The following is a 22490-nucleotide window of genomic DNA, read 5'->3' on the forward strand; positions in this document are numbered from 1 at the left end:
ATGACTGAACTATTGATAATTTTAACCATTATTTTAGCTATTTCCTTAATTATTCTTGTGACCATTCAACCAAGACAAACTCAAATTTTTTCTACGGATGCTACTAGTAATATCGGAAAGCCCAGCTATTGGCAAAGTAATACGCTTGTTAAAGTCCTAACTCTGCTTGTTAGCTTAGCCTTATTTGTGATGCTTATCCTCTTTATGGTCTTAACGTTTGCATAAGCTATAGTTTTATGGAGATAATGATTGACTTTAAAAGTAATCATTTAAAGAAATTTAAGTTTTAGGAGAATATTTTAAGAAAACTTTTAGGAAACTAGCTTATACTATAATCATAAGTTAAGAAGAACTTAACTTTAACTCCTAAAAATTTTTCATAATAATCTCCCTATAAAATAAAGTCGCCCAATCAGGCGGCTTATTTTTGTACTAATACTCAATGAAAATCAAAGAGCAAACTAGGAAGCTAGCCGCAGGCTGTACTTGAGTACGGCAAGGGGACGCTGACGTGGTTTGAATTTGATTTTCGAAGAGTATAAGATTAAGCTTGTTCATGGTATAATAGTACTATGAGATTAGATAAATATTTGGTTGCCTGCGCCCTAGGAAGTCGGACCGAGGTCAAAAACTTTCTAAAGGCTGGGCGCGTGATGGTCAATGGTAAAAAGGAAAAATCTGCCAAGCTACAAATCAATGAAGATACTGACGAGATTTGTTTTGACGGGCAAAAGCTAACCTACGAGGAGTTTGTTTACTATATGATGAACAAGCCCCAGGGTGTTATTTCAGCAACTGAAGATCCTAAACATAAGACTGTGTTGGATTTGTTGGATGACTTAGCTCGTTCAAAGGAAGTTTTCCCAGTGGGACGTTTGGACATCGATACGCATGGGCTCCTACTCTTGACCAATGATGGCCAACTGGCTCATGCTCTTCTTTCCCCGAAACGCCATGTGGATAAGACCTATCTAGCGCAGGTCAAGGGAATCATGACGGACGAAGACATTGAGACATTTGCACAAGGGATTTCGCTCAAAGACTTTACCTGCCAACCTGCTAAGCTGGAGCTTTTGTCTATTAATAGGGAAAAGGATGAAAGTCTGGTTCGAGTGACTATTGCAGAGGGAAAATTCCACCAGGTCAAGCGTATGGTTGCCTACTGTGGCAAAGAAGTGGTGAACTTGAAACGTCTGACCATGGGAACTCTGACCTTGGATGAAAATCTAAAGCGTGGGGAATGGCGTCGCTTAAGCAAGGAAGAACTAGAAGGCTTGCTCGAAAGTGTTGGGTAACCTGTGTAATCGTTGAAAAAGGTGAGGAAAATATCCTTGCCTTTTTCAGTTTTTGGTTGCTTCCTTTGTGAAAAGCGTTATAATAGACTGTAGAATAAAAAGGAGGATTTTATGAACGCGATTCAAGAATCATTTACAGATAAATTATTTGCCAACTATGAAGCAAATGTTAAATACCAAGCTATCGAAAATGCTGCTAGCCACAATGGAATCTTTGCAGCCCTTGAGCGTCGTCAAAGCCATGTAGATAACACACCTGTTTTCTCACTTGATTTGACAAAGGACAAGGTCACTAACCAGAAGGCTTCTGGTCGTTGTTGGATGTTTGCAGCACTTAATACTTTCCGCCACAAACTCATCTCTCAATACAAACTGGAAAACTTTGAATTGTCACAAGCGCACACCTTCTTCTGGGACAAGTATGAAAAGTCTAACTGGTTCTTGGAGCAAGTGATTGCGACTGCAGATCAAGAATTGACTAGCCGCAAGGTTAGTTTCCTACTCCAAACTCCACAACAAGATGGCGGACAATGGGATATGGTAGTTTCTCTCTTTGAAAAATACGGTGTCGTACCTAAGTCTGTTTATCCAGAGTCTGTCTCATCTAGCAGCAGCCGTGAGCTAAATGCCATCCTTAATAAATTACTTCGTCAAGATGCTCAAATCTTGCGTGATTTGCTTGCTTCTGGCGCAGACCAAGCGACTGTTCAGGCCAAGAAAGAAGACCTCTTGCAAGAAATCTTTAACTTCCTTGCCATGTCACTAGGTCTCCCACCACGTCAATTTGACTTTGCTTATCGTGACAAGGACAACAACTACCAAAGCGAAAAAGGCATCACTCCACAAGAGTTTTACAAGAAATATGTTGACCTTCCATTAGAAGACTACGTTTCTGTGATCAATGCTCCAACTGCTGATAAACCATACGGTAAATCTTACACAGTTGAGATGTTGGGAAATGTCGTTGGAAGCCGTGCAGTTCGCTACATCAACGTACCGATGGAACGCTTGAAAGAATTGGCCATTGCCCAAATGCAAGCAGGAGAGACTGTTTGGTTTGGTTCTGATGTCGGCCAGCTTAGCAACCGTAAAGCGGGAATCCTTGCGACAGATGTTTATGACTTTGAATCAAGCATGGACATTCAACTCACTCAAGACAAGGCTGGACGTTTGGACTACAGCGAAAGCTTGATGACCCACGCCATGGTCTTGACAGGTGTTGATTTGGATGAAAATGGCAAATCAATCAAGTGGAAAGTTGAAAACTCATGGGGAGACAAGGTCGGTACAGATGGTTACTTTGTTGCTTCAGATGCTTGGATGGACGAATACACTTACCAAATTGTTGTTCGTAAGGAATTGCTAACAGCAGAAGAACAAGCTGCCTATGAAGCAGAACCAATCGTCCTTGCACCATGGGATCCAATGGGAGCCTTGGCTGAATAATACTCTTCGAAAATCTCTTCAAACCACGTCAGCGTCGCCTTACCGTAGGTATGGATACTGACTTCGTCAGTTCTATCCATAACCTCAAAACAGTGTTTTGAGCTGACTTCGTCAGTTCTATCTACAACCTCAAAGCAGTTCTTTGAGCAACCTGCGGCTAGCTTCCTAGTTTGCTCTTTGATTTTCATTGAGTATAAAAGCATAGAAAAAAAGGAATCAGGTTTAGAACCTGGTTCCTTTTGATTTGCTTGATTACATGATACCGAAGAAACGAGCTGCGATACCAACTACAAAGAGGGCAAGAATGATTGTGATTGGAGATACTTTTTTCTTAAGCAACCACATGCAAAGGAAAGTAAGGAGAAGTCCCATTAATCCTGGAATCAATGAGTTCAACTGACCTTGAAGGGTTTGTGGTTGAACACTATCCAAGCTCAAACCACTAAGTGCTTGACCAAGGATACCCTTCAATTCTCCACCTGTAACAGGACCTTCTGGGAAGACGATGTAGGCACCTTCTGACAATTGTTTACCTGGAAGGTTGATAGTGAAGTTGATTGATACCCAACGTTGTACAAGAACGGCAAGGATAAACATACCAAGGATAGAAGCTCCTTTAGTGATGTCTTTCAAGATACCACCTGACATGTCTTTAGTGATTTCAGATCCAGCCTTGTAACCAAACTCTTGTGTATACCAAAGGAAAGACATACGGATTGCATTCCATCCAAAGAAGAAGAGAAGTGGGCCAACGATATTACCAGTCGCAGCAAGTGATGCACCAAGGGCACCAAGGATAGGACGAACTGTAAACCAGAAGACTGGGTCACCGATACCGGCAAGAGGTCCCATCATACCAATCTTAACACCTTGGATAGCAGCGTCATCGATGTCAGTACCGTTTGCGCGTTCTTCTTCAAGTGCAAGAGTAACCCCCATGATTGGAGCAGCTACGTATGGGTGAGTATTGAAGAACTCAAGGTGACGCTCAAGAGCAGCAGCTTGGTCTTCTTTTTTAGTGTAAAGTTTCTTGATAGCTGGGATCAAAGAGTAAGCCCAACCCAAGTTTTGCATACGTTCGTAGTTCCAAGAACCTTGAAGGAATTGTGAACGCCACCAAACTTTTTGGCGATCTGATTTTGATAATTGAATTTTTTCAGCCATGATTGTTCCCCTTTCTAGTAGTCTTCTAGGATATCACCGATTGGATCGTTAGAAGTTGCAGCTCCTCCGCCACCGTTTCCACCTTGTTTAGAAAGGTTGAGGTAGATGAAGGCAAGGGCAACACCGATGACACCAAGGGCAATCAAAGTCAATTGAGAGATTGCTGCAAGAGCAAAACCGATAGCAAAGAATGGCCATACTTCACGAGTAGCCATCATGTTGATAACCAAAGCGTAACCAACGGCAACGACCATGGCACCACCGACAGCCATACCACCGTTCAACCAGTCTGGCATTAAACCAAGAGCGTCTTGAACAGCAGAAGCTGGGATAGCAATAAGGAAGGCTGCAGGAATAGCGATACGAAGACCTTGAAGAATAAGGGCAAAGTAGTGAGCACGCTCAACAGCTGCAATGTTACCTTCTTTAGCAGCAGCGTCTGCAGTGTGAACCAAACCAACTGAGATTGTACGAACGATCATAGTCAAGAAAAGTCCAGCTACGGCAAGAGGGATTGCAGTAGCTGTTGCGACTGCGATACCTTCAGTAGTAAAGTTACCACCTTTAATCATGATGATTGCAGCGGCAACAGAGGCAAGGGCAGCGTCAGGAGCAACGGCAGCACCAATGTTTGCCCAACCAAGAGCGATCATTTGAAGTGATCCACCAAGCATAACCCCTGCTTCGAGGTTACCAGTAACAAGACCGATAAGGGTACAAGCTACGATTGGTTGGTGGAATTGGAATTGGTCGAGGATACCTTCAAGACCAGCAAGGAAGGCAACAACTACAACCAAGATAGCAGAAATGAATGAAATATCTGACATGGTTTTATTCCTTTTCTATTTAATTTTCATAAAGTGTTACAACTTATTTTGACAAGCATCGAACAAGTTGTAGATTATTGAACGTTAGCTTTGCTAATCAAGTCAAACAAATCTTTTTTAGTGTCGTTTGGTACTTTACGTACATCAAATTCAACGCCAAGGTCACGCATTTTTTCAAATGTAGCAACGTCGTCTTTGTCCATAGACAGTACGTTGTTGACCATTGTTTTACCAGTTGAGTGAGCCATTGATCCAACGTTAAGAGTTTTGATTGGCACACCACCTTCGATAGCACGAAGGGCATCTTGTGGTGTTTCAAACAAGATAAGGGCGTGTGTCTCACCAAAACGAGGGTCTTTAGCAACCTCAATCAATTTTTTGATTGGAACAACGTTAGCCTTAACTCCGTTAGGAGCCGCTTGTTTGATCAATTCTTTACGAAGGTCGTCGTTGGCTACGTTATCTGAAGCAACGATGATACGGTTAGCTTTTGAATCTGGTGTCCAAGCAGTTGCGACTTGTCCGTGAAGAAGACGAGTGTCAAGACGTGCAAGATTGATTTTCAATTTACCGTCTCCAATGACAGTTCCTTCTGGAATAGCAGCTTGGGCTACAGGCGCAGCTGCAGCAGTAGCAACTTCCTCAGCTGGGTTTAGTTCTTCTGGAAGAGCCTTGATGCCATCTTTGGCTTCTTTAATGATGTTTGCAGCGACTTTATCCACTCCAGCAGCAGCGTCCATGAGGCGCTCTGTGTAAGCTTGGATCAACATCGGTAAATTAAGTCCTGTGATGATGGCAAATTTACGCTCTGGGTTTTCTCCCATTACGCGGCTAGCTTGGTTAAATGGAGATCCACTCCAAAGGTCAGCCAAGACTAGAACCTCATCTTCTGCGTCAAATGCAGCCACAGCATTGTTGAACTTGGCGTATAAATCATCTGGACCTTCGTTTGGCATAAAGGTTACAACTTGAACCTTTTCTTGTTCACCAAAGATCATAGATCCTGACTGATGAATACCCGCGGCAAATTCACCGTGGCTCGCAATAATGATTCCGATACTCATTATTGTCATTCCTCCTTATAAAATGTTTGACTTGTAGTTTAAGAAAACTTTAAGACTCCTTAAGTATAAATCGTTTTCAGAAAAAATGCAACTAATTATAATAAAGAGTGAAAAAAATCTCAAAGCCCTATCTTTGAAAATATTGATATATCAACTTTTTATAAAATCGTCTATAAAATGGTAAAAAAATTTAATATAAAAAAGCAGAGGGACAAGGAAGTTTACGTCAGTAGTGCTCTTGGGCGTCTAAAAAATGCCCCAAGTCCAATTAATTGTCATGTCAAAATTTTATTGCTAAAAAAACGAGGCGGGATCTTCTGTCCACTACCTCGTTTTGGCATTTTATTTATCTTAGTGTGTAAAGTCTAGAACCATACGACCTTGGATGGTACCAGCAGCCATTTCATCAAAGACAGCAATGGCATCTTCGACAGGCCGTTTTTGAACGATTGGAACAACAAGACCTTCAGCACCAAATTGGAAGGCTTCTTCCAAATCTTTACGTGTTCCAACAAGGGAACCGATGACTTGAATACCGTCAAGAACTGTCTTGACGATGCTTAGATCCATCATTTCTGAAGGGAGTCCAACAGCTACTACACGACCGCCTGCACGAACAGAGTCAACTGCTTGGTTGAAGGCAACTTTTGATACAGCTGTTACGACAGCTGAGTGAGCCCCACCGTTTGTTTTTTCTTTGATAAGGCCTGGAACATCTTCGACTTCAAGACCATTAATCACGATATCAGCACCAACTTCTTTAGCTAGAGCAAGTTTATCGTTGTTAATATCTACTGCGATAACGTGAGCGTTGAATACTTTTTTAGCGTATTGAACAGCTAAGTTACCAAGTCCTCCAGCACCATAGAGTACAACCCATTGGCCTGGTTCAACTTTTGCTTCTTTGATAGCCTTGTAGGTAGTAACACCGGCACAAGTAATTGAAGAAGCTTGGGCTGGATCAAGACCTTCTGGAACCTTAACGGCATAATCTGCAGTTACGATACATTGTTCTGCCATACCACCATCTACTGAGTAGCCAGCATTTTTTACTGTACGGCAAAGAGTTTCGCGCCCAGTTGTACAGTATTCACATGTGCCACAACCTTCAAAGAACCAAGCAACACTAACACGGTCGCCAACTTTTAGGCTCTTAACATCAGGGGCGATTTCTTTTACGATACCAATCCCTTCGTGACCGAGAACACGTCCTGGAACTTTTCCAAAGTCACCATGGGCAACGTGGAGGTCAGTGTGGCAGACACCACAGTACTCAACTTCAACAAGAGCTTCCCCAGTTTCGAGCGGACGGAGCACTTTTTCTTCAATAGCAACACCAGTGCTTTCTGGATTTACAACAACAGCTTTCATAGCTATCCTCCTTGGTTAGTAGTTGAGGTGCAGAGGAAAATGGGCTTGCCTTGACTCATGATTCAAGTGAAGTCGAATTTGAACTGCCCTCTTTTTTGTTTATATGTGAATTGTATCACTATATTTAATATAGTACAAGGGATTTGATGCAAAAACATATGTAATCGCTTAACCAGTTGATGAGACTGTGAAAATTGAACAATGATATCTGGCGTCTTGTCATAAAATTTCATATAAAGAGGAAGTTGTTCGTTCTCGAGTCTAGGGAGAGAGGTTGCAAACAGACTTTCTAAGATCCTTCTCTAGGAGTTTTTGGTATAATAGAGAGTAATTTGTTTTCTAGTATGAGAAGTTAGAATGAGAGGTATGTATGTCCCCTTCAGTTCAGTTATTAAAAGACCGCTATTTAAAGAATATCAAAGAAAATCCAGATCTCTATATTGGGATAGAGTTGGAGTTTCCTATCGTACATACGAAAGGGAAACCCACAGATATTGAAGTCACCAAGGACTTGATGCGATTTTTAGTGGATGCTCTCAGCTTGGAAGTTGAAAAAGAGGACCAGGATGGCAATTCAATTCAACTTGTAGAACCAATCTGTCAAGATCGTATTTTATTTGAGGTTTCCTACACGACCTTGGAGTTTGCCTTTGGCAGAGCCCAGAAAATCCAAGAGGTCCAAGGACGATTTCAAGCTTATATGAAGGTTATTCAGGAAAAACTAGGCGAAAAGGATCATGCTATCCAGGGCTGGGGGATTCACCCAAACTGGGATCAGAATGACAATCGACCGGTGGCTTATCCACGCTACCAGATGCTGATGGATTACTTGCATATGGGAAGTCGCCAAGAGAGTGCTGATTTGCATGACTTTCCACAATACGGTGCTTTTATCTGTGGGAGTCAAGTTCAGTTGGACGTATCGACTGCTAACTACCTACGTGTCATCAATGCTTTCACTCAGATTGAAGCAGTAAAAGCTTTCTTATTTGCCAATTCTGAGTTTTCGGGAGCAGACTGGGATACTTTGATTTCACGAGATATCTTTTGGGAAAAATCCATGCATGGGATTTATCCAGAAAATGTTGGTGTCAATGCAAAACTCTTCAAAGATGAGGATGATTTTTTTGATTATCTAGACCACTCTGCGATTTTCACAGCAGAACGAGATGGGGAAACCTACTATTTTTCTCCGATTCGGGCTAGAGATTACCTAGCTACTGATGAAATTTTTGCCTATACTCTAAATGGAAAAGAAACTCTGCTTGTCCCTCAAGAGAAGGATTTTCAAACGCACCGTAGTTACCAATATCAAGACTTGACGACTAGAGGAACGGTCGAATTTCGTAGTGTTTGTACACAGCCGTTAGACCGAACTTTTTCTTCAGCAGCCTTTCATCTAGGTTTGTTGGTGAATCTAGACAAGCTTGAAGCTTACCTAGAGACAGCTCCTTTCTTTGAGAGATTTGGTCGTGACTACAAGTCATTGAGACGCCAGTTTTCTAAGAAACAGCTTTCAGACGAGGAGACAGCTGGAATTGTTCAATTCTCAAAAGACTTGCTAGCTATAGCAGAGCAAGGTCTTGAAATGAGAGGTCAGCAAGAAATGACCTATTTAGAGCCTTTGAAAGAAAAAATGACTCTATAATTTTCTTATAAAGGAAGAATTTTCTGAAAAATCATGTTATAATGGATGAGACTATAGATAAAGGATAGAGATTTATGACATTAGTTTATCAATCAACGCGTGATGCGAAAAATACCGTAACAGCCAGCCAAGCGATTTTGCAAGGTTTGGCAACAGATGGAGGTTTGTTTACTCCGGTTAGTTATCCAAAGGTAGATTTGGATTTTGACACATTAAAGGATGCTTCTTACCAAGAAGTGGCTAAGCTGGTCTTGTCAGCTTTCTTGGATGACTTTACAGCAGAGGAGTTGGACTACTGTATCACCAATGCCTATGACAGCAAGTTTGATACACCAGCTATTGCCCCTCTTGTCAAACTCGATGGCCAATACAACTTGGAACTTTTCCACGGTTCAACCATTGCCTTTAAAGATATGGCCTTGTCCATCTTGCCATACTTTATGACAACGGCAGCTAAGAAACACGGTTTGGAAAACAAGATTGTCATCTTGACAGCAACATCTGGAGATACTGGGAAAGCTGCTATGGCAGGATTTGCGGATGTCCCAGGAACTGAAATTATCGTTTTTTATCCAAAAGACGGTGTCAGTAAGGTACAAGAATTGCAAATGACCACTCAAACAGGGGACAATACTCATGTTATCGCCATCGATGGAAACTTTGATGATGCTCAAACAAACGTGAAACATATGTTCAATGATGTGGCTCTTCGTGAGAAATTGGCAGCCAACAAGCTTCAGTTCTCATCAGCTAACTCTATGAATATCGGTCGTTTGGTCCCACAGATTGTCTATTATGTTTATGCCTACGCTCAGCTTGTTAAAAATGGCGAAATTAATGCTGGTGATAAGATTAACTTCACCGTACCGACAGGAAACTTTGGAAATATCTTGGCAGCCTTTTACGCTAAACAAATCGGCCTACCAGTCGGCAAGCTAATCTGTGCTTCAAATGACAACAATGTTTTGACAGATTTCTTTAAAACTCGTGTTTATGACAAGAAGCGTGAGTTTAAGGTAACCACTAGCCCATCTATGGATATCTTAGTGTCTTCAAACTTGGAGCGCTTGATTTTCCATCTTTTGGGAAATGATGCGGTTAAGACAGCTGAACTTATGAATGCATTGAATACTCAAGGTCAGTATGAGTTGACTGATTTTGATGCAGAGATTCTTGATCTCTTTGTAGCTGAGTATGCGACGGAAGCAGAAACAGCAGCAGAAATCAAGCGTGTTTATCAAACAGATGCCTACATTGAGGATCCACATACAGCAGTTGCTTCAGCCGTATATAAAAAATACCAAGCGGCGACAGGCGATGTTGCTAAGACCGTGATTGCTTCAACGGCTAGTCCTTATAAATTCCCAGTAGTTGCAGTAGAAGCTGTAACAGGGAAATCAGGCTTGACCGACTTTGAAGCTTTGGCTCAGTTGCACGAAATTTCAGGAGTGGCAGTGCCACCAGCAGTTGATGGCCTTGAAACAGCTCCAGTTCGTCACAAGACAACTGTTGCAGCGGCAGAGATGCAGGCTGCAGTAGAATCTTATCTAGGACTTTAAGACAGAGGAAGTAAACTCGGTTGGGCAACTAACTGAGTTTCTTTTCATCAGGAGGAAGGATTGTTTAAGAAAAATAAAGACATTCTCAACATAGCCCTGCCAGCCATGGGTGAAAATTTCTTGCAGATGCTCATGGGAATGGTAGACAGCTACTTGGTGGCACATCTGGGCTTAATCGCCATTTCGGGTGTGTCTGTAGCGGGCAATATTATAACCATTTACCAAGCGATTTTTATTGCTTTGGGAGCGGCTATTTCCAGTGTCATTTCAAAAAGTGTGGGGCAGAAGGACCAGTCGAAGCTTGCTTATCATGTTACTGAAGCGCTGAAGATCACCCTGCTACTGAGTTTAGTTTTAGGTGGCTTGTCCATCTTTGCGGGTCAAGAGATGATTGGTCTTTTGGGTACTGAACAGGCTGTGGCTGAAAGTGGTGGCTTATACCTATCTTTAGTTGGTGGAACAATCGTTCTCCTGGGCTTGATGACTAGTTTAGGGGCCTTGATTCGCGCCACCCATAATCCGCGCCTTCCCCTTTATGTGAGTTTTTTATCCAATGCTTTAAACATCCTTTTTTCAAGTATCGCTATTTTTATCCTTGATATGGGGATAGCTGGTGTAGCTTGGGGGACTATTTTGTCTCGTTTGATCGGGGTTGTAATTTTGTGGTCACAATTAAAACTTCCATATATGAGACCGACGTTTGGACTGGATAAAGACCTGCTGACCTTGGCTTTACCTGCAGCGGGAGAACGTCTCATGATGAGAGCTGGAGATGTGGTCATTATTGCCTTGGTTGTTTCCTTTGGGACGGAGGCAGTTGCAGGAAATGCGATCGGTGAAGTCTTGACTCAGTTTAACTATATGCCAGCCTTTGGTGTCGCTACAGCAACAGTCATGCAGGTGGCTCGAGCAGTTGGAGAAGATGATTGGGCAAGGGTAGACAACTTAAGTAAGCAAACTTTTTGGCTTTCCCTCTTTCTTATGTTGCCCTTAACACTCAGTATCTATGCTCTAGGAACGCCCCTAAGTCACCTCTATACTAGTGATCCTTTGGCTATTGAAGCCAGTGTTATGGTGACGCTGTTCTCTCTACTAGGGACTCCTATGACGACGGGAACAGTTATTTATACAGCTGTCTGGCAAGGTTTGGGAAATGCCCGACTTCCCTTTTATGCGACAAGTATTGGAATGTGGTGCATCCGTATTGGGACTGGTTACCTGATGGGAATTGTTCTTGGATGGGGTTTGCCTGGTATCTGGGCAGGAACTCTTTTGGATAATGGTTTCCGTTGGATTTTCCTACGCTATCGTTACAAATCTTATATGAAATTGAGAGGATAAGAAATGCAAGAAACGGCTTTTATTTGGGATTTAGACGGGACCTTATTGGACTCTTATGAGGCTATTTTAGCAGGAATCGAAGAGACCTTTGCTCAGTATGACATTCCTTATGATAAGGCTGAGGTTCGTGCCTTTATTCTACAAACTTCCGTTCAAGATCTGTTGGAAAAGGTGGGAGAAGAAAGAGGTTTGGATGCTGATATGCTCAATCAAGTCCGTGCTCAGAGCTTGGCTGAGAAGAATGCTCAAGTGGTTCTGATGCCAGGGGCGCGTGAAATCTTAGCTTGGGCAGACCAGCAAGGGATTGAGCAGTTTGTTTATACCCATAAAGGGGACAATGCTTTTACAATTGTAGAGAACTTGGGTTTGGCCCACTATTTCACAGAAATTTTAACCAATCAAAGTGGCTTTGCTCGGAAGCCTAGTCCAGAAGCTGCGATCTATTTGCTAGATAAGTATGGACTAGATCCTCAGCAGACTTATTATATCGGCGATCGGACTTTGGATATAGAATTTGCCCAAAATAGTGGGATTCAGAGTATCAATTTCCTTGCCTCACCTGCAACTTGTAATCAACAGATAGAGCGTTTAGAAGATATTAGCTCACTTTCCTTCTAGAACTTTCTTCAAGAAGAATGTGTCAGCCTGATGACAAGAAACTAACAAACTATTTCAAGTAATGTGATTTGTTACAAGGAATGTACAGTTCTGTTAAATAGCCCCAAAAGGGCTTTTTTTCTATTTTCTTTGTGTTATGATAGACAGGTACTACATTTGAAAAGGAGTTTGATAGTATGAAGAAAAGAATTATTTTAGCATCAACAGTAGCCTTGTCCTTTGCACCTGTATTGGCAACTCAAGCAGAAGAACTAGTATGGACAGCGCGCAGTGTTGAGCAAATTCAAAACGATGTTACTAAGAATGAGAATAAAACAAGCTATACGATTCAGTATGGAGATACTCTAAGTACCATTGCCGAAGCTTTGGGAGTGGATGTGACCGTTCTTGCTAACTTGAACAAGATCAGCAATATTGATCTGATTTTCCCTGAGACAGTGCTTACTACAACTGTTAATGATGTGGAAGAAGTGACAGAAGTTGAAATTCAAACCCCTGACACAGTTCAAGGTGGCGAAGGAACAACTGCAACAGCAGATTTGACAACTAACCAAGTCACTGTAGATGACCAAACTGTACAGGTTGAAGATTTAACTCAACCAGTTGAAGAAACAGAAGCTCAAGTTGAGCCAGTAGCACCACAAGTGACTGAAGAAGCAGTAGCAGAAACTACAACAGAAGCCTCAGTACCAGCAGCAGAACCAGTGACAGAAACTACGGCAGAAGTTTCAGCACCAGCAGAAGAAGCAGTAGCAGAAACACCTGTAGTGGAAGAAACCACTACAACAGAAGCCCCTGTTACAGAAACTGTAGCAGAGACTCAATCAACACCATCAACTTACCAAGCTGAAGCAAGCCAAGGTTCATCAGCGACTTATGCAGCACCAGCAGCACCTGATTATGCAAGTATTGCAGCTTCAAAGTCAGAAAATGCAGGTCTACAACCACAAACGGCTGCCTTTAAAGAAGAAATTGCTAACTTGTTTGGTATCACATCATTTAGCGGCTACCGTCCTGGAGATAGCGGAGACCACGGAAAAGGCCTTGCAATTGACTTTATGGTCCCAGTAAGCTCAGCTCTTGGAGACCAAATTGCAGATTATGCTATCCAAAATATGGCTAGCCGAGGCATCAGCTACATCATCTGGAAACAACGTTTCTATGCACCATTCGATAGCAAATATGGACCAGCCTACACTTGGAATCCAATGCCAGATCGTGGAAGCGTCACAGAAAACCACTATGACCACGTTCACGTATCGATGAACTAAGAATATTAAGAAGTTGGGAACTTGAGTTTCTACTTCTTTTTTTGTTATGACACACTTTATAAGTGAAATAAAATCTAAAACATGCTAGAATGTAAGCGAATACAAAACTGTGCTAACGATTTTAAGCATAGAGCGAAAGGATGATAAGGATGACAAACCGATTAAAAACTCCATTTGAGAAAACAAGAGATGATTTTGAACAGGAATTTTGCGGAGAAATTGTTGAGCTCTTGATTTTTACCCTCCAAAATGTAAATGGGGCTGCCTCTTTAAAAGATGGTTGTCTAATGCCGTCAGTTCATTTTAAAGCTAGTGTCAATGTCGCAACCCAGGAGTTCTCTGAACTTGAAGGACGTTTGGAATGGCTCCTGACTCCGGAAGAATTTGAAGAAAAGCATTGGGGGTTTAGCTTTGAACCCTACAAAATTCACCGTATCAAATGTCAAAAACGTCCCTTCATGGAGTTAGAGCCTTATATGTCAGAAGTTGCTAACAACTGCTACCATTTGCTGGAATACCTAGATGACCAATCTACGGATGCTAGGTTAGAGACCTTGATTGAAACCTACCAGAAACCTGTTATTATTCAAGACGCTCTTGGCGAATTCACCTTAAATAGAGCCTATTCTTGGTTTGAAGGCTTCATCACCTATGAAGGCGGTAAGATTCATGCTATGTTTGATGCGGGTGCAGATGAAAGTCTTCCTCCAAGTTCTTTCGATGCTCTAAAGAAATTTATGGGAACTTTCCAAGTCCATGATGATCAGATTAAAAACTATATTGTCAAAGAACTCTGGGAAACAGCCCAAGACTGGATTGATTCAGATGAAAATGATGTGGAGTTAACAGAAGAGTATTTTACCAACTCACTTTCCTTGAGTGAGCTATCGATCAACGAAGACGGGGAATTGACCCTCTACTATGATGATCGTGAAGAAATTTTTGCAGGCCATGCCATCGAAGTTGTCATCGATAAAGAGGGAGAAATCCTTAGAGCGGACTTGGTAGGCTAGTAATTGGGTTCTCAATAGATTCTAGAAGAAATAGAGGCTGGGACAAAAAATCCCAGCCTCGCTTTATAGTTACCATGCTCGTCTAAGAAAAACTTCCTTTTTCAATCCATATCCTTGACTATTTTACTAGCTTGTTGAAACCTGAGAGTTCTTGGAATAGTATATTCAGACTAGGACTTTCGCTCTTTGTTCCCTTATCTATGTTTCAGAAATATGAGCAAAGGACTTGCATTATGAATTTATTTGTTATACACTTGATAAGTCAATTATTGATAAATCAATTTTTAAAGGAGATAGAAATGGCAGAAATACACGAATTACTTTATCAAGTTCGCTTAGCAGACCAAATAATCACACAACTTTTTGAGAAACAGTTGGGAATCAGTTTGACTCGCTATCAAATCCTGCAGTTTTTATTGCAAAACTCACCTTGTAACCAAATTGCCGTTCAGGAGAAGTTAGAGATTGACCCTGCAGCCTTGACCCGTCATTTCAAGATTTTAGAGTCAGAGGGCTATGTCAGTCGTGATCGAAATCCAGTCAATCAACGAGAAGTCTTAGTTGAATTAACCCAAGAAGCCAAGAATCAACTCTTGGTCAATCCGCCTAAACATCACTTGAAAGTGAAGGAACAGATGGAGAGCATCTTATCGACTGCTGAGCAGAAAGAGCTGACGACTTTACTGACTAAACTAGTCTCAGGTCTAGAAAAAATAGAATTTTAAGGAGAAAATTATGTCAATCATTACTACTATTTTAGCAACACTTGTTGCCCTCGAACATTTTTATATCTTTTATTTGGAGAGTATGGCAACGCAATCGGACACAACCAGTCGTGTCTTTAACATGGATAAGGAAGAATTAGGAAGGCCATCAGTAACCTCTCTTTTCAAGAATCAGGGAATTTACAATGCCTTGATTGGTCTATTTCTTCTTTATGGAATCTATTTCTCGCAGAGCCTTGAAATCGTGACAATCTTTGTTTTATTTGTCATAGGAGCAGCGGTTTATGGTGCCTTAACAGCAGATAAAAAAATCATTCTAAAGCAAGGTGGGCCAGCTATTTTAGCCCTCTTGAGTATCCTTTTCTTGAAATAAAAAAGGCCAGCACCTAGTGCTGGTTTTTGTTAACATATGTTTTTCTATCCTTTTTTATGTTTACGTTCAAGAAGTCTCTGATAAAAGAAGATTTGGCAACTGTAGACATAAGGATAGATGGAGATACCCGCAATCCCAAAGCTAATCCAAATAAGGAAATACCAAGGGAGCAACTGTAAGTCAAGGACGAAGCGTTGGAATTTATAGCCCTTCATGAGAAAGCGACTGGTTTCAAGGATCCGACTTGGCTTAGCTATCCCAATTGCAAGGGTATCACAAAGGAGCAGTTCAACTTGCGAATATGCATAATACTGTGGAAGATAAATAATGGTGCCCAGAATCATCAACAAGACGCTTCCAAAGAAGTAAAGCGCAAAAGTAAGGAGAAACTGTTCAGTATCTGTACTCGAGAGGTCAACTGCTGGAAATTCAGGGTGCAATTCCACAAATTTACGGGCCATTAGGCTACTGTAAAAGAGACAGTAGACTCCAAGAAGATTGGGTAGACTCCATAAAAAGAGGTAGAAACGTTTGAGCAAGAGCGTCAGGAAAGTCTGACTAAAGAGACGGTTGTCTAATAAAGACAAACTACCCTTGAAGGAAAGCTCTGTTTGAGGCACTCTAAAGAGATTGATGCTTGTAAAGAGGGCGCCAGCTAGGATAATCGAGCCTGTAAAACCAAGTGCCAAGGGAAAAAGCGATGACTGGATCAAGGTTATCAGAAAACTGAGGAAGGATTGCTCAAGAATTCCTTCGTCAATTAGAGATAAAGGGCTTATAAAACTAGTTAAAATTAGGAGAAGACTTGGCAGTAGAAAGACAAGTAAAAGACGAGGATGTTCGCTTTGAAAGTGTCTAGCTTGCTGACGAACTTCTTTTAAATCAATTTTTTGGTATTTCATTCTTTCATTATACCATAGTTCGTGACAGTTCCCGTTTTTTTTGATAGAATCATACAGTATGCCCTTGGGCACTAAGTAAGAACTGGGACTGTTTTTCCCAGCTTCGGAGGTAAAAAATGTCAGATTCACCAATCAAATATCGTTTGATTAAAAAAGAAAAACACACAGGAGCTCGTCTAGGGGAAATTATCACACCCCACGGGACCTTCCCAACTCCTATGTTCATGCCGGTTGGGACTCAAGCAACGGTCAAAACCCAATCACCAGAAGAGTTGAAAGAGATGGGGTCAGGGATTATCCTGTCTAATACTTATCATCTCTGGCTTCGTCCTGGAGATGAACTCATTGCGCGTGCAGGTGGGCTTCATAAATTCATGAACTGGGACCAGCCTATCTTGACAGATAGTGGTGGTTTCCAAGTCTATTCCCTAGCAGATAGCCGTAACATCACTGAAGAAGGTGTTACCTTCAAGAACCACCTCAATGGTTCCAAGATGTTCCTTTCACCTGAAAAAGCTATCTCTATCCAAAACAATCTAGGCTCAGATATCATGATGTCCTTTGACGAATGTCCTCAATTTTATCAACCTTATGATTATGTGAAAAAATCAATCGAACGTACCAGCCGTTGGGCTGAACGTGGGTTGAAAGCTCATCGTCGTCCACATGACCAAGGTTTGTTTGGGATTGTACAAGGTGCAGGATTTGAAGATCTTCGTCGTCAGTCAGCTCATGACCTTGTCAGCATGGACTTTCCAGGCTACTCTATCGGTGGACTAGCAGTTGGAGAAACCCACGAAGAGATGAACGCAGTTTTGGACTTCACCACTCAACTCCTTCCTGAAAACAAACCTCGCTATTTGATGGGAGTCGGAGCGCCAGATAGCTTGATTGATGGCGTTATCCGTGGCGTAGATATGTTTGACTGTGTCTTGCCGACCCGTATCGCTCGTAACGGGACTTGTATGACAAGTCAAGGACGTTTGGTTGTAAAAAATGCCCAGTTTGCAGAGGACTTTACCCCACTTGATCCTGAGTGCGATTGCTACACATGTAAGAACTATACCCGTGCCTACCTTCGTCACCTGCTCAAGGCCGATGAAACCTTTGGTATCCGCTTGACAAGTTACCATAACCTTTACTTCTTGCTCAACCTTATGAAGCAGGTTCGTCAGGCTATCATGGATGATAATCTTTTGGAATTCCGTGAGCATTTTGTTGAAAAATATGGCTATAACAAGTCAGGGCGCAATTTCTAAGTAAAGCTCAAATCCTAAGTTTTCTCTTAGGATTTTTCTTCTTTTTTTGATAAAATAAAGGTAATATGGAATGAAAATTAGATGGCTTTCTAGCCAATCTAATGAACGGAGAATAAACTCGTATGCGTATTAAATGGTTTTCCTTGATTAGGATTACAGGTTTACTCTTGGTGCTTTTGTACCATTTCTTTCAGACGCTTTTTCCTGGAGGATTCTTCGGGGTTGACGTCTTTTTCACCTTTTCGGGCTTTCTCATCACGTCTCTCTTGTTGGAAGAGTATGGTCAAAAGGGGCAAATTGATCTTTTAGGATTTTTCAGGAGACGTTTTTATCGGATTTTCCCTCCAGTCGTCTTGATGATACTTGTTACAATGCCTTTCACCTTCTTGGTTCGGCAAGATTATGTAGCAGGTATAGGTAGTCAGATTGCTGGTGTCCTTGGTTTTATGACCAATTTCTATGAGATGCTAACGGGTGGGAGTTATGAATCTCAGTTTATCCCTCATCTGTTTGTCCACAATTGGAGTCTCGCAGTTGAAGTTCATTACTATATCTTGTGGGGCTTGGCAGTTTGGTTCTTGTCTAAGCGGGCGAAATCATCTGGACAATTAAGAGGGACAGTATTTCTCCTGTCATCAGCTGCCTTTATCATCAGTTTCCTTTCAATGTTTATCGGTAGCTTTATCGTTAGCTCTTATTCGACGGTTTACTTTTCAAGTTTTACCCACGTCTATCCTTTCTTTCTAGGTAGTGTCTTGGCCACTTTGGTAGGTGTTCGTCAAACGACTACTCTGGTTAAGCGTCTAAATAATACCTGGGACTTGAAACAGACCTTGTTAGTCTTTGGTGCAGGTTTGGGAGTCTTGCTTCTACTGACCTTCTTCGTGAAGTTTACCTATCTCTTTGCCTATTTGATTGGATTCTTACTTGCAAGTTTAGCGGCACTTGCTATGATTCTTGCTACTCGAGTCTTGCATGAGAAAACACCTAACATTGAAGAGCCAAAGGTGATTAGCTTCCTAGCTGATACCAGTTACGCAGTATATCTCTTCCACTGGCCGTTCTATATTATCTTTTCTCAATTGATGGGCAATCTGCCAGCAGTGATTTTAACGACTGTTTTCTCGTATCTTTTTGCAACCCTCTCATTCTATGTAATTGAACCTTTAATTGCTGGAAAGACAACAGGGCTTTTGCAAAAGGCAAAAGAGATTCCGCATATCAAGACTATTTTTGCATCTAGTAGCGGAATTCTTACTTTGATCACACTGATTGTGATGATCATCGCTCCACAAGTTGGTGCTTTTGAGACAGATTTGACTGTCAATGGTCTTAAACAAGCGCAGACCAATCTTACTCGCACAAAAACTGTGGCAGATCAGACGGAAGCAAGCCGCTACAATATTGCAGATGGTGTATCTATCATAGGAGACTCTGTAACCTTGCGAGCAACACCTGGATTACAAGAGGTTTTGCCGGATGCTCAGACAGATGGTCAAGTAAGCCGAAATACAAAGCAAGCCAATGCCATTATGCTGAATAACAGCCAAAATAAGGCACTGCCTAAGATCGTTGTTATTGCTACTGGTGTTAATAATCCTGAGGACTACAAGGCTGACATAGACTCCTTGGTGACAAATCTACCTAAGGGGCATCAGCTTGTTCTGGTGACACCTTATGAAGGGGATACAAGCCAGGAAACTCAACCTTATGTAGAACAATATGCCAGCTATGCGCGTGAAGTTGCTCAAAAGTATCCTTACATTGAGATTGCAGATTGGAACCAAGTATCCAAAGATAATCCAGATATCTGGAAAGGAACTGACCAAGTTCACTTTGGTAATGACAATACCAAGCTAGAAGAGGGAGCTAAGCTCTACGCAGAAACGATAGCTTCAGCCATCAAGGCCCTAGCAGATAAACCTGTGAAGTCAAAATAATACCTAAAAAGAGAGTGGGACAGAAATCGGTAATTCGTTAGAATTCGATTTCGTTGTCCTACCTCCGCACAGTTGAGTAGGGCTGTAAAAGCTGATGAAATCAGCGTAGTAGAGCCCACTCAACCACTGCGTCTTGCTCGACAATCCAAAGACAATTGAGAGGCTAGGACTTTTGTCCCAGCCTCTTTTTCTTTTTAGGAAGCCTTTCTTGGAAGATAAAAAATAATTCTTTAGACTATATCAAGGTCTTCATCTTATCAGTTTATCTATCTTATCAACAGTCTTAAAACAGTGCTTTGCCAAATCTATGACCTGGTCCTAGTCTCTTCTTTGAGTGTCATAGCGAATCCAGTCTTGCTTGGGAAAAACTTGCCAAATTGTCAGAATTATGAGAAAATAGGTGCAGTCTAAAAATGGAGGGAATGCAATGAGAGAAGATATCAAAATCAATGACCGTGCTCTAGCATTGGAAGATCAAATCATTGAAGTGCTCGAAAAAGTTTATGATACAGATGTAGAGTTAGATGTATACAATCTTGGATTGATTTATGAGATTCATTTAGATGAGACTGGGCTTTGTACAGTTGTTATGACCTTCACGGATACTGCCTGTGACTGTGCAGAAAGTTTGCCTATCGAGATTGTGGCAGGTTTGAAGCAAATTGATGGGATTGAGGATGTCAGGGTTGAGGTTACCTGGTCTCCAGCATGGAAGATTACACGCATTAGTCGTTATGGGCGTATAGCTCTAGGACTACCACCACGATAGTTATCTATTTTGAAACATACAAAAAAGCAAGCTATTTTAGGCTTGCTTTTGATTTGCTTATTTTTTACCCGATTGTTCCATATTCCAGAAATCTGTAACGGCACCACGAGATGCAGAAGATACGGTATGGGCATATTTACCAAGGACACCACGGCTATAAAGTGGTGGCAAGGTTGTTTCTGCCTTACGTTTTTTAAGTTCTTCTTCAGATACAGCCATGGAGATTTCTTTAGTATCTTGGTCAACCGTAACGATATCTCCTGTACGAAGGTAAGCAATTGGTCCGCCATCCTGAGCTTCAGGAGCGATATGTCCAACAACCAGTCCATAAGTACCACCAGAGAAGCGTCCGTCTGTTAGGAGGGCAACCTTGTCTCCTTGGCCTTTACCAACGATCATTGATGAAAGTGATAGCATTTCAGGCATACCAGGACCACCCTTAGGTCCAACGAAACGAACAACGACAACATCGCCATCAACGATTTCATCTGTCAGAACGGCCTGAATAGCATCTTCTTCTGAGTCAAAGACCTTAGCTGGACCAACGTGACGACGAACCTTAACACCTGACACCTTGGCAACTGCACCGTCAGGAGCAAGATTACCGTTCAAGATGATAAGCGGACCATCTGCACGTTTTGGATTTTCTAATGGCATGATGACTTTTTGACCTGGTGTAAGATCTGCAAAGTCAGCTAAGTTTTCAGCGACAGTCTTACCAGTACATGTGATACGGTCTCCGTGAAGGAATCCATTTGCTAGCAAGTACTTCATAACCGCAGGCACACCACCAACTTCGTAGAGGTCTTGGAAGACATACTGACCAGAAGGTTTCAAGTCGGCCAAGTGAGGCACACGCTCTTGGATCGTATTGAAGTCCTCAAGTGACAAGTCAACATTGGCAGCATGGGCAATGGCAAGCAAGTGAAGAGTAGCATTTGTAGAACCACCGAGAGCCATGGTTACAGTAATGGCATCTTCAAAGGCTTCGCGAGTCAAGATATCTGAAGGCTTGATACCAAGTTCAAGCATTTTGACAACTGCACGTCCAGCTGCTTCAATGTCTTCTTTCTTATCAGCAGATTCAGCTGGGTGAGAAGAAGAGCCTGGCAAACTCATCCCTAGAACTTCGATAGCAGTTGCCATGGTATTAGCAGTGTACATACCACCACAGCCACCAGGGCCAGGGCAGGCATTACATTCCAGACGTTTCACGTCTTCAGCAGTCATATCACCGTGGTTCCACTTACCGATTCCTTCAAATACAGAAACCAAGTCGATGTCTTTGCCATCAAGATTTCCAGGTGCAATGGTTCCACCATAAGCAAAAATAGCTGGGATATTCATGTTGGCAATGGCAATCATGGAACCAGGCATGTTCTTGTCACAGCCACCGATAGCCACAAAGGCATCCACGTTATGCCCCCCCATCGCCGCCTCGATTGAGTCTGCAATGATATCACGAGATGTTAGAGAGAAACGCATACCAGGCGTTCCCATGGCAATCCCGTCCGCTACAGTAATGGTTCCAAACTGAACAGGCCAAGCACCTGCTGATTTGACACCTTCTTTGGCCAATTTCCCGAAATCATGCAAGTGAATGTTACAAGGGGTATTTTCCGCCCAAGTCGAAATCACTCCCACAATCGGTGTTTCAAAGTCCTTATCTGTCATTCCAGTCGCCCGAAGCATAGCACGGTTTGGTGATTTTACCATGCTATCATAGACACTACTGCGGTGACGTTTATCTAATTCTGTCATTATGTCCCTCCCGTTTCAGTTTTTATTATTATAGCACAATTTAATATCAATGAACAGAAGAAAATTTTTAAATTTTCAGACAATTCAATTCCTTGAAATCTTCTTAAAAATTTTTGCATATTTTTGTTGACATTTAAAATTAAA

At 41.9% G+C, this 22490-nt stretch carries 20 protein-coding genes; 14 read left to right on the forward strand and 6 right to left on the reverse strand.

From position 1 onward, the window contains the following. The 3 genes from asp5 to pepC all read left to right on the forward strand — a co-directional run bounded on the left by asp5 (position 1) and on the right by pepC (position 2741). Positions 1 to 225 (forward strand): accessory Sec system protein Asp5, encoded by a 225-nt coding sequence (gene asp5 / locus QM874_RS04320; RefSeq protein WP_414271328.1) that lies wholly within the window; start codon positions 1 to 3, stop codon positions 223 to 225. A gap of 347 nt (positions 226 to 572) precedes the next feature. After that, positions 573 to 1295, forward strand: a complete 723-nt coding sequence (locus tag QM874_RS04325; RefSeq protein ID WP_414316354.1) for a pseudouridine synthase — start codon at positions 573 to 575, stop codon at positions 1293 to 1295. 111 nt (positions 1296 to 1406) lie between these two features. Next, on the forward strand, positions 1407 to 2741 hold the full coding sequence (gene pepC, locus QM874_RS04330) for an aminopeptidase C (RefSeq protein WP_414316355.1): 1335 nt from the start codon (positions 1407 to 1409) through the stop codon (positions 2739 to 2741). Positions 2742 to 2993: 252 nt separating this feature from the next. Here the strand turns inward: pepC and QM874_RS04335 are convergent, their stop codons facing one another. The 4 genes from QM874_RS04335 to adhP all read right to left on the reverse strand — a co-directional run bounded on the left by QM874_RS04335 (position 2994) and on the right by adhP (position 7167). Then, entirely contained in the window at positions 2994 to 3905 is a 912-nt protein-coding gene (locus QM874_RS04335) for a PTS system mannose/fructose/sorbose family transporter subunit IID (RefSeq protein ID WP_000818311.1), read from the reverse strand. A gap of 14 nt (positions 3906 to 3919) precedes the next feature. Beyond that, on the reverse strand, positions 3920 to 4732 hold the full coding sequence (locus QM874_RS04340; RefSeq protein WP_223338395.1) for a PTS mannose/fructose/sorbose transporter subunit IIC: 813 nt from the start codon (positions 4730 to 4732) through the stop codon (positions 3920 to 3922). A 74-nt stretch (positions 4733 to 4806) separates the two neighbouring features. Next, on the reverse strand, positions 4807 to 5796 hold the full coding sequence (locus QM874_RS04345) for a PTS sugar transporter subunit IIB (protein ID WP_301560174.1): 990 nt from the start codon (positions 5794 to 5796) through the stop codon (positions 4807 to 4809). 351 nt (positions 5797 to 6147) lie between these two features. Continuing rightward, a complete protein-coding gene (gene adhP, locus QM874_RS04350; protein ID WP_414271331.1) occupies positions 6148 to 7167 on the reverse strand; it encodes an alcohol dehydrogenase AdhP in 1020 nt (339 codons plus the stop codon). A 370-nt stretch (positions 7168 to 7537) separates the two neighbouring features. On the opposite strand from adhP, the gene QM874_RS04355 reads away from it, so the two are divergent. The 8 genes from QM874_RS04355 to QM874_RS04390 all read left to right on the forward strand — a co-directional run bounded on the left by QM874_RS04355 (position 7538) and on the right by QM874_RS04390 (position 15715). Next, the gene (locus QM874_RS04355; protein WP_414271332.1) at positions 7538 to 8815 is read left to right on the forward strand and encodes a gamma-glutamylcysteine synthetase; all 1278 of its coding nucleotides are present in this window, start codon (positions 7538 to 7540) and stop codon (positions 8813 to 8815) included. Positions 8816 to 8889: 74 nt separating this feature from the next. Then, the gene (gene thrC, locus QM874_RS04360) at positions 8890 to 10374 is read left to right on the forward strand and encodes a threonine synthase (protein ID WP_414316356.1); all 1485 of its coding nucleotides are present in this window, start codon (positions 8890 to 8892) and stop codon (positions 10372 to 10374) included. Positions 10375 to 10434: 60 nt separating this feature from the next. After that, the gene (locus tag QM874_RS04365) at positions 10435 to 11715 is read left to right on the forward strand and encodes an MATE family efflux transporter (protein ID WP_414316357.1); all 1281 of its coding nucleotides are present in this window, start codon (positions 10435 to 10437) and stop codon (positions 11713 to 11715) included. Positions 11716 to 11718: 3 nt separating this feature from the next. Next, entirely contained in the window at positions 11719 to 12333 is a 615-nt protein-coding gene (locus tag QM874_RS04370; protein ID WP_414316358.1) for an HAD-IA family hydrolase, read from the forward strand. Between the two features lie 176 nt (positions 12334 to 12509). Beyond that, the gene (locus tag QM874_RS04375; RefSeq protein WP_414316359.1) at positions 12510 to 13604 is read left to right on the forward strand and encodes a LysM peptidoglycan-binding domain-containing protein; all 1095 of its coding nucleotides are present in this window, start codon (positions 12510 to 12512) and stop codon (positions 13602 to 13604) included. Between the two features lie 149 nt (positions 13605 to 13753). Further along, positions 13754 to 14617: a DUF2262 domain-containing protein gene (locus QM874_RS04380; RefSeq protein ID WP_414316360.1), complete on the forward strand. Its 864-nt coding sequence runs from the start codon at positions 13754 to 13756 to the stop codon at positions 14615 to 14617. Between the two features lie 299 nt (positions 14618 to 14916). After that, positions 14917 to 15342: a MarR family winged helix-turn-helix transcriptional regulator gene (locus tag QM874_RS04385; RefSeq protein ID WP_414316361.1), complete on the forward strand. Its 426-nt coding sequence runs from the start codon at positions 14917 to 14919 to the stop codon at positions 15340 to 15342. 10 nt (positions 15343 to 15352) lie between these two features. Continuing rightward, positions 15353 to 15715 carry a DUF1304 domain-containing protein gene (locus tag QM874_RS04390; RefSeq protein ID WP_414316362.1) on the forward strand — a complete coding sequence of 121 codons (363 nt, stop codon included), beginning with the start codon at positions 15353 to 15355 and terminating at the stop codon, positions 15713 to 15715. 44 nt (positions 15716 to 15759) lie between these two features. On the opposite strand, the gene QM874_RS04395 is transcribed toward QM874_RS04390, so the two are convergent. Beyond that, positions 15760 to 16617, reverse strand: a complete 858-nt coding sequence (locus QM874_RS04395) for a DUF975 family protein (RefSeq protein WP_414316363.1) — start codon at positions 16615 to 16617, stop codon at positions 15760 to 15762. A 116-nt stretch (positions 16618 to 16733) separates the two neighbouring features. Here QM874_RS04395 and tgt point away from each other — a divergent pair, with 116 nt between their 5' ends. The 3 genes from tgt to QM874_RS04410 all read left to right on the forward strand — a co-directional run bounded on the left by tgt (position 16734) and on the right by QM874_RS04410 (position 20585). Continuing rightward, a complete protein-coding gene (gene tgt, locus QM874_RS04400) occupies positions 16734 to 17876 on the forward strand; it encodes a tRNA guanosine(34) transglycosylase Tgt (protein ID WP_004250663.1) in 1143 nt (380 codons plus the stop codon). A gap of 122 nt (positions 17877 to 17998) precedes the next feature. Further along, complete coding sequence (locus QM874_RS04405; protein WP_414316364.1) at positions 17999 to 19816, forward strand: acyltransferase family protein; 1818 nt, start codon at positions 17999 to 18001, stop codon at positions 19814 to 19816. A gap of 427 nt (positions 19817 to 20243) precedes the next feature. Then, positions 20244 to 20585, forward strand: coding sequence for a metal-sulfur cluster assembly factor (locus QM874_RS04410; RefSeq protein ID WP_414316365.1), 342 nt, complete (start codon positions 20244 to 20246; stop codon positions 20583 to 20585). A 57-nt stretch (positions 20586 to 20642) separates the two neighbouring features. Here the strand turns inward: QM874_RS04410 and ilvD are convergent, their stop codons facing one another. Beyond that, positions 20643 to 22346: a dihydroxy-acid dehydratase gene (ilvD, locus tag QM874_RS04415; RefSeq protein ID WP_414316366.1), complete on the reverse strand. Its 1704-nt coding sequence runs from the start codon at positions 22344 to 22346 to the stop codon at positions 20643 to 20645. Positions 22347 to 22490 lie beyond the last annotated feature (144 nt).

Source organism: Streptococcus infantis, assembly GCF_047463615.1.
Taxonomy (GTDB): Bacteria; Bacillota; Bacilli; order Lactobacillales; family Streptococcaceae; genus Streptococcus; species Streptococcus infantis_X.